General features: G+C 74.1%; 1 pseudogene. It reads left to right on the forward strand.

The features are described 5' to 3' along the window. Window positions 1-1,110, forward strand: a pseudogene (locus F3J10_RS35730) (ATP-dependent DNA helicase); the annotation flags it as partial.

The following is a 1,110-nucleotide window of genomic DNA, read 5'->3' on the forward strand; positions in this document are numbered from 1 at the left end:
TCCTGCCGCCAAGGCCAGGCCCGGCACCGAGCCCCCGCCGGCAGGCACTGCCCCGCTCGCCCCCTCGACGGCCCACGACACGCCCGAGCCCAGCCGCCTGGCCCCCGCGCTCGACTGGTTGACCGGCACGCTCGGCCTCGCGCCGGAAGCCGCCCGGCAGATCGTTGAGTACCTGGCCCGCTCGCGCGCCGCGCTCGGCGCGCTGCCGACCCAGCGCACCCTGGTGATGGAGCGCTTCTTCGACGAATCGGGCGGCACCCAGCTGGTGATCCATTCGCCCTTCGGCAATCGCGTCAACCGCGCCTGGGGCCTGGCGCTGCGCAAGCGCTTCTGCCGCGCCTTCAATTTCGAGCTGCAGGCCGCGGCCACCGACGACGCCATCATCCTGTCGCTCTCGCTCGCGCACAGCTTCGAGCTGGCCGAGGTCTGGCGCTACCTGCGCGCGGCCAGCGCCGAGCACGTGCTGGTGCAGGCCCTGCTCGACGCGCCTCTGTTCGGCGTGCGCTGGCGCTGGAACGCCACCACCTCGCTGGCGCTGCCGCGCTATACCGGCGGGCGCCGCACCGCGCCGCAACTGCAGCGCATGAAGAGCGAGGACCTTCTGGCCACGGTGTTCCCGGACCAGGTGGCCTGCATCGAGAACATCGTCGGCGAGCGCGAGGTTCCCCATCACCCGCTGGTCGACCAGACGCTCGACGACTGCCTGCACGAGGCGCTCGACACCGAGGCCTGGCTGGCCCTGCTGCGCCGCATCGAGGCCGGCGAAGTGGAGCTGGTGGCGCGCGACCTGCCGGCGCCCTCGCCGCTGGCCGCCGAGATCCTCAACGCCAAGCCCTATGCCTTTCTCGACGATGCGCCGCTCGAGGAACGCCGCACCCAGGCGGTGCTGGCGCGCCGCTGGAGCGACCCGGAATCGGCCGACGACCTGGGCGCGCTCGACGCCGAGGCGATCGCCGCGGTGCGCGAGGAAGCCTGGCCGCTGGTGCGCGATGCCGACGAGGTGCACGACGCGCTGGTCAGCCTGGCCTGCGTGGCCGACAGGGAAGCGCGCGCGCACGACGGCTGGCAGGCGGCGCTCGCCAGGCTCGCGGCGGGCCGGCGCGTGGCCGC

The sequence above is a fragment of the Burkholderia sp. Cy-637 genome (assembly GCF_011753175.1).
GTDB lineage: Bacteria > Pseudomonadota > Gammaproteobacteria > Burkholderiales > Burkholderiaceae > Burkholderia > Burkholderia gladioli.